This is a genomic window from Brevundimonas sp. (genome assembly GCF_036405315.1).
GTDB lineage: Bacteria > Pseudomonadota > Alphaproteobacteria > Caulobacterales > Caulobacteraceae > Brevundimonas.
This window is the reverse complement of the sequence record NZ_DASWXW010000038.1, coordinates 1-5,573: the sequence shown is the minus strand read 5'-3', so window position 1 is coordinate 5,573 and position 5,573 is coordinate 1. Positions and strand designations below refer to the sequence as shown.

Sequence of the window (5,573 nt, the reverse complement as noted above, 5' to 3'; positions counted from 1 at the left end):
GGCGAGGAGCACAAGGATGGCGGCGGCGGTCCGCTCGTGGAACGCGCGCTCCGAGGCGTTCTCCCAGATGTAGATCAGCGAAGGCAGGGCGCCGACCGGCTCGTCGATGGCGTGCGGCACGCCGGGGACGAAGCTGATCATGCCGATCAGCAGCAGGGGCGCCGTCTCGCCAAGGGCGTGGGCCATGGCGATGATCGAGCCGGTCATGACGCCCGGCATGGCCAGGGGCAGGACGTGGCCGAACACCGTCTGGGTGCGGCTGGCGCCCATGGCCAGGGCGGCCTCGCGGATCGAGGGCGGCACCGCCTTCAGCGACGAGCGCGTGGCGATGATCACCGTCGGCAGGGCCATCAGGGCCAGGACCAAACCGCCGACCAGCGGACTCGCGCGCGGCAGGTGCAGGAAGTTGATGAACAGGGCCAGGCCCAGCAGGCCGTAGACGATCGACGGCACGGCGGCGAGGTTGTTGATGTTGACCTCGATGATCGCCGTGATGCGGTTGCGCGGCGAATATTCCTCCAGCCAAACGGCGGCGCCGACGCCGACCGGAATGGCGATCAGGGCCGTGACCAGCAGCATCAGGGCCGAACCGACCACGGCGCCCAGCAGGCCCGCCAGTTCCGGTTGGGTCGAGTCGCCTTTGGTGAACAGGGTCGAGTTGAAGTGGGCGCGGACGGAACCCGACGCCTTCATCCGGTCCAGCCATGCCATCTGCTCATTGCTGATGCGGCGCTGATCCTCGGGCGTAGCCTTGGAGATTTCGCCCTTCAGATAGAGGTCGGCGTTGTCCGACAGGGGGGCGGTGACGGGCACGGTCTGACCCAGCAGGCCGGGCTGCCGTGCGATCATGCCCGCCGCCTGGAACTTCAGCTCCGAGGAGAACAGGGCCTTCATGGCCGCGGCCTTGGAACCTTGCGCGTCGTCCTGGATGCCCAGGCGGCGCAGCTGCTGCTCCGCGACGATCTGCTCGAAGTTCGCGCCCTGCGGATAGGAGCGGTCGATGCGCGACGCGTCCATATAGACCGGCAGGGTCACGCTGTGGCTGTAGAAGGCCGTGCGGCCCTGCATGATGATGCTGCCCAGCAGGATCACCAGGAAGACCAGGGCCACGCCGATGGCCGCACGGCCATACCACTTGAAGCGGGTCTCGCGGGCGTAGCGGCCGCGCAGCCTTGCTTGAAGACGCTGGGTGCGCGGGCTGACGGCGCTCGGGTTTTGGGCGGCGTCAGTCATACTGTTCCCGATAGGCTTGCACGATGCGCATGGCGACGATGTTGAGCAGCAGGGTGACGACGAACAGGGTCAGGCCTAGGCCGAAGGCGGCCAGGGTCTTGGGGCTGTTGAACTCCTGGTCCCCAGTCAGCAGGGTGACGATCTGCACCGTGACGGTCGTGACCGTGTCCAGCGGGTTCAGCGTCAGCTTGGCGGCCAGGCCGGCGGCCATGGTCACGATCATGGTCTCGCCGATGGCGCGCGACACCGCCAGCAGGAAGGCCCCGGCGATGCCCGGCAGGGCGGCTGGCAGCAGCACCTTCTTGACCGTTTCCGACTTGGTGGCGCCCATGGCGTAGGAGCCGTCGCGCAGGGACTGCGGCACAGCGTTCATGATGTCGTCGGACAGGGAACTGACGAAGGGGATCAGCATGATCCCCATGACCGCGCCGGCCACCAGGGCCATCTGGTTCTGCACCAGCAGCAGGTATTGGCCCACGCCGTCCAGCGGTCCGCCGGCCATCCAGCCGCCGATCGTATTGAAGAAGACGCGGAAGGCCGGACCGACGGTCAGGGCGGCGAAGAAGCCGTAGACCACGGTCGGAACGCCCGCGAGCACCTCAAGCAGCGGCTTGACCACGGCGCGGGTGCGGCGACCGGCGTATTCCGACAGATAGATGGCCGAGAACAGGCCGATCGGACCCGCCACCAGCATGGCGATCAGCATGATCAGGAAGGTGCCGGCGAACAGGGGCACGGCCCCGAAGGCGCCGGACGAGCCGATCTGGTCGGCGCGGATCGCCATCTGCGGGCTCCACTTGGTCCCGAACAGGAATTCGGTGATCGGCACCGAGTTGAAGAAGCGCAAGGAGTCCCACACCAGGGAGAAGATGATGCCCACGGTGGTCAGCACCGCCACCGCCGAACAGGCGAACAGGACGAGGCTGATCCAGCCCTCGACCTTGTTGCGCGCGCGCAGGTCGGGACGGATGCGAACGAAGACAAAGACCCCGCCCAGGATCGCGGCGATCAGGGCCGCGACGCCGCCGCCCCAGTTCAGGGCCGACGAGATGCTGTGAGCGCGACGGCCCTCGGCCGGCAGTTCCTCGGCATAGGGGGCGGGCCAGATCTGCTGGGCTTCCAGACCGTCGCCTATGCGGCGCGCGTCCGAGAAGAAGGCCTCGCGACGGAATGGCTCCAATTGAGTGACGCTGTCGGGCGCCCCGGCGGCCAGCATCTGACGCTCCAGCGGCGCCGAGAAGATCGAGGCCGCGATCAACACGACCAGGGCCGGCATGCCGACCCAGATAAGGGCGTAAAGGCCGTGCTGGCCGGGACGCGAGTGGGCTCGGGCGCCGGCGCTGCGGCGCGTCGCCAGGGCGCGCCCGCCCAGATAGGCGAGCCCGGAGAAGGCGATCAGCAGTAACAGGAAAATCCAGATCATCCGGGTCCGTGCACGCGTGAATCATTAACGTGCCGGGTCCGGCGCGTTTCGGCCGGGAAACTGCCTGCGATTGGCGAGCGGATTAAGACGGCTGCGTGACAGTTCTGTTACGGCGCCCTTCCTCCGTGTCGCAGCCTATGTCGCAGGGCCGCCCAAGGGGTCCGCCTCGCGCGCGGGAGCCAGAGGGAAGCAGGCGGCGAAGATCGCGCCCTGGCCCAGGGCGCTGTCCACGCTCAGGCCGCCTCGGTGACGGATGATGATGTGCCGCACGATGGCCAGACCCAGGCCCGTGCCCTGACGCTCGCCGCTTTTCTGGCCCTCGACGCGATAGAATCGCTCGGTCAGCCGCGGCAGGTGCTCGCGCGCCATGCCGGGGCCGTGGTCGCGCACGGTGACGACGGCGTATTTCTGCCCCGCCTCGCGGTCGGGCGTCTCCAGCGACAGGCGCGTCCCTTCCGGCATGCGCGCGGCCATGGCCTCGTCCAGGGTGCGGCCGCGATCGATGGACAGCTCCACCACCCCGCCGTTGCTGGAATATTTCAGGGCGTTGTCGACCAGGTTCTGAATGACCTGAACGATCTCGTCGCGATCGCCGGTCACGGTCGCGCCCCCCTGCCCCAGGTCGGCCTTGATGGTTACGCCGCGCTCGCGCGAGATGACGCTGACGGCGTCCACCACGTCCGAGGCCGCGCGCGCCAGATCAACCCGGCCCAGGGGCGCGATGTGCTCGTTCAACTCGATGCGGCTCAGCGACAGCAGGTCGGCGACCAGGCGCCCCATGCGGTCGGCCTGGATGGCCATGATGTCCAGGAATTTGTCGCGCGCCTTGGGATCGTCCTTGGCGTGGCCCTTCAGCGTCTCGATGAAGCCCGACAGGGAGGCCAGGGGCGTGCGCAGCTCGTGGCTGGCGTTGGCCAGGAAGTCGACGCGCATCATCTCCATGCGGCGGGCGTCGGTCTCGTCGCGCAGGGCCAGCAGGGCCAGGGCGCCGGCGCCCCACAGATGAGCGTCCCGCTCGGGCAGGGGCCGGACGAAGGCGCGCCAATGGCGCTCCTGCGCGCCGCCGCCCACATAGTCGACCGTGTTGCTGACGGCGCCGAACAGAGCCTCGTCCACAGCCTCCAGCACCTTGGGATCGCGGATCACCGAAACCAGCAAGCCGCCGCCCGCCCCGTCCAGCCGAAACAGCTCGCGCGCGGCGGCGTTGGCCAGGGCGATTCGCCGCCCGGCGATGTCGTCCGCCTCGCCCCCGCTGACGATCAGGATGGGATCGCCCAGGGCCTCGAAGACATCGCCCAGCAAGGCGCCGTCGGGCGCCAGATCGGCCGCTCCGCCGCCGTCAAGTTCGCTGATGCTGACCGGGGCCGGCCGCCGCCGGTTGACCAGCCAGGTCGCCGTCGCCACCGCCACGGCGCCGATCGCCAGCCAGCCGGCCAGTTCCGGCTTCATCACCGCCAGAACCGCCATCACCAGAATCGCCACCCCGCCGCTGGCGCCGGCGGTCCACAGGCGCGACGAAGCGGTGGGGGCGACTGGAGAAGGCGAATGCTCGTACGGCATGATGATCGGCGTTATCTCATTATTTAGCGGACACGCGATATGTCCCTAGCGACTCGACCGTGCGGGGCGACCGTCATCAGCAAACCCCGCGCTTAGCGTATTTTCTTCACCGATTTGCGGCAGTTTGCATCAACGGCGCGCGGGGGCTTCAGACGTGAATACGATCCTGAACTGTCTGGTTCAGCAACACGACTGGCGGATCGTGCCTTTCGCGGCCCTGGTGTCGATATTCAGCATGTTGATCGCCGCCAGCCTGTTTGATCGGGCCCGTAGCGTCGCCCGCCGCTCGCGTCGGGTCTATCTGGTCGCGGTGCCCCTGGTTGGGGGCGTCGGCGTCTGGGCCACCCACTTCATCGCCATGCAGGCCTACGACGTCGGCGCGCCGGTCCGCTACGATCCCGGCGAGACCGTGGCGTCGCTGGCCATCGTCCTCATCGCCTTCTTCTTCGCCACCGTCCTGGCGCTTGCGTCCGAGTCGAGACGCTGGCGTGTGCTGGCGGCGCTGACCGGCGGCGCCGGCGTGGCGGCCATGCATTTCGTCGGCATGGCGGCGCTGCGCGTTTCCGAAGCGACGCTGGCCTGGAACGCCCCCCTGGTGGCGGTCGCCGTCGTCGGCGGCCTGGCTCTGGTCTGCGCCCCCTTTCTCGCGCCGCGCCTCGGCGGCTTGAAACGCATCATCACCACCGCCTTCATCGGCGCGTTGAGCGTGTGCTGGCTGCACTTCGTCGCCATGAGCGCCGTTGTTCTGGTTCCCACGCCCGGCGCGCTTCTGCCGACGGCGGCGGCGCCCGAGACGGCGATCGCCTTGTGGGTCGGCGTCAGCGTCGCCTTCCTGGCCATCATCGCCGCCTTCCTGACCGGCATGATCTGGTGGTCGCGGCACAGCGCCCTGGGCCAACTGCGGGAGGCCATCGAGGCCATGCCCGACGGCCTGGGCTTCTATGACGCCGACGACCGGCTGGCGATCTGGAATCGTCGCTACACCCAGATCAACCCTGAAGTGACGGCCGCGTTGAAGGTCGGCGTCACCTTCCACGAAGTCCTCATGGCCGGGATCAAGGCCGGGCTCTATCCTGCGGCCCGCGGCCGCGAGGAGGCCTGGATCGCCGAACGCATGGCCAATCGACGTCGACCGATAGGCGCCATGGAGCAGCAGGTCGGCGAGCGTTGGCTTCGGGTGCAGGACCGCAAGACGGCGGAAGGCGGCACGGTCACGGTCTGCTCCGACATCACCGACCTGAAGCGCGACGCCCAGGCCCTGGCCGAGGCGCGCGACGCCGCCGACGCCGCCAACCGCGCCAAGAGCCAGTTCCTGGCCAATATGAGCCACGAGATCCGCACGCCCCTGAACGGCGTC

The 5,573-nt window shown here is 68.6% G+C and carries 4 protein-coding genes; 1 reads left to right on the top strand and 3 read right to left on the bottom strand.

Translation table 11 applies throughout. From position 1 onward, the window contains the following. From pstA to VGE49_RS02710, 3 genes are all read right to left on the bottom strand, one after another. Positions 1–1,233: phosphate ABC transporter permease PstA (pstA, locus tag VGE49_RS02720; protein ID WP_331033050.1), on the bottom strand; the 1,233-nt coding region annotated here is incomplete at its 3' end. Then, on the bottom strand, positions 1,226–2,656 hold the full coding sequence (gene pstC / locus VGE49_RS02715; protein WP_331033049.1) for a phosphate ABC transporter permease subunit PstC: 1,431 nt from the start codon (positions 2,654–2,656) through the stop codon (positions 1,226–1,228). The genes pstA and pstC, both read right to left, overlap by 8 nt. 135 nt (positions 2,657–2,791) lie before the next feature. Next, on the bottom strand, positions 2,792–4,216 hold the full coding sequence (locus VGE49_RS02710) for a sensor histidine kinase (protein ID WP_331033048.1): 1,425 nt from the start codon (positions 4,214–4,216) through the stop codon (positions 2,792–2,794). A 154-nt stretch (positions 4,217–4,370) separates the two neighbouring features. Here VGE49_RS02710 and VGE49_RS02705 point away from each other — a divergent pair. Continuing rightward, on the top strand, positions 4,371–5,573 hold a 1,203-nt coding region (locus VGE49_RS02705), incomplete at its 3' end, for an MHYT domain-containing protein (RefSeq protein WP_331033047.1).